Source organism: Nocardiopsis sp. TNDT3 (genome assembly GCF_003427465.1).
GTDB lineage: Bacteria > Actinomycetota > Actinomycetes > Streptosporangiales > Streptosporangiaceae > Nocardiopsis > Nocardiopsis dassonvillei.
Genome location: NZ_QPFC01001283.1, coordinates 1 through 1,523 on the forward strand (window position 1 = coordinate 1; position 1,523 = coordinate 1,523).

Here is a 1,523-nt window from a genome sequence, read left to right on the forward strand (position 1 = left end):
GTCCCCGGGCGCGCGGTCGGCGACACCTCCTGGCAGGAGGTCGCGCTGAGCGCCGAGACGGCGGCGGCCTCCGGCGAACCGGTCCCGCGCACCGTGGACGCCTCCGGGGTGCTGGCCACCCTGACCCCGCCCGACCTGGGGGTCGTCGTGTTCAACGGCGGCTACCTGCACCCCGCCCTCCAGCCCGAGCAGGCCATGGGCGCCGCACTGGCCCGGGCGGGACGGCGGCCGGGAGCCTGGGCGCGCCCGCCGGCGGAAGGAGTGGAGGAGCTGCGCGGCTGGTTCGCCCGGCAGATCGGCGGCTCCGTCGGCGCGGCCGACGTGCTGGTCACCGCGGGCGGGCAGAGCGCGCTGACCACCGCGCTGCGCGCCCTGGCCCACCCGGGGGCGCCCGTTCTGGTGGAGTCGCCCACCTACCCCGGTCTGCTGGCCGTCGCGCGTGCCGCGGGCCTGCGGCCCGTCCCCGTCCCGGTGGACGCCGAGGGGATCCGCACCGACCTGCTGGAGCAGGCGTTCGCGGCCACCGGCGCCCGGGTGCTGGTGTGCCAGCCGCTCTTCCACAACCCCACCGGGACGGTCCTGGCCCCCGCCCGGCGGGGCGAGGTGGTGCGGATCGCGCGCGCCGCGGGCGCTTTCGTGGTGGAGGACGACTTCGCCCGCCACCTGGCGCACGCTGACGCCGCGGCTCCGCCGCCCCCGCTGGCGGCCGAGGACCCCGACGGCACCGTGGTGCACGTGCGGTCGCTGACCAAGGCGACCTCGCCCAGCCTGCGCGTGGGTGCGATCGCCGCGCGGGGACCGGTGACGCGGCGCCTGCGCGCGATCCAGCTGGTGGACAGCTTCTTCGTGGCGCGCCCCCTGCAGGAGGCCGTGCTGGAGCTGGTCGGCTCGCCCGCGTGGGGCCGCCACCTGCGCGCGGTGGCGGCGGGCCTGCGCGAGCGCCGCACGGCCATGGCCGCGGCCCTGGCGCGTGAACTGCCGGAACTGGCGGCGCCGCACCTGCCCGCGGGCGGACACCACCTGTGGCTGCGGCTGCCCGGTGAGACCGACGAGGCCGCGCTCGTGTCCGCGGCGCTGCGCGCCGGGGTGGCGGTGGCCGCAGGCCAGGCCTACTTCCCGGCGGAGCCGACCGCCCCGCACCTGCGGCTCAGTTACGGCGGCGCGGCCGGGACCGCCGAGATCACCGAGGGGGTGCGCCGCCTGCGCACCGCGTTCGCCGGTACCGCACCCGGGGAGTGAGGGACGCCTACCCCAGGGTGTCCTGCGCGCTCTCCCAGACACCGGCCGGAACCCGCTCCAGCAGGCTGATCGCCGCGTCGGCGCGCTCCCGTACACGGCCGGTCTCCAGTGCTCCGCGCTCCCAGGCCACCAGGTACCGGCCGCCGAAGCGGAACGGGCACACGCCCTCCCGCGACAGCAGCCACTCCCGCACCGGCTCCCCCAGGACGGTCGCCGCGAAGGCCCCGTCAGCGGCCACCACGGCGAACCGCTCGTCGAAGGCGGCCTCGCCCGCGCTCCAGGCG

Annotated in this window: 1 protein-coding gene and 1 pseudogene; one reads left to right on the top strand and one right to left on the bottom strand. The window is 78.4% G+C overall.

The window, feature by feature from the left end; all coding sequences use genetic code 11:
- Positions 1-1,239: PLP-dependent aminotransferase family protein (locus tag DQW06_RS26875; protein ID WP_157983627.1), on the top strand; the 1,239-nt coding region annotated here is incomplete at its 5' end.
- A 7-nt stretch (positions 1,240-1,246) separates the two neighbouring features.
- Here the strand turns inward: DQW06_RS26875 and DQW06_RS26880 are convergent.
- Positions 1,247-1,523 (bottom strand): annotated as a pseudogene (locus tag DQW06_RS26880) (hypothetical protein); the annotation flags it as partial.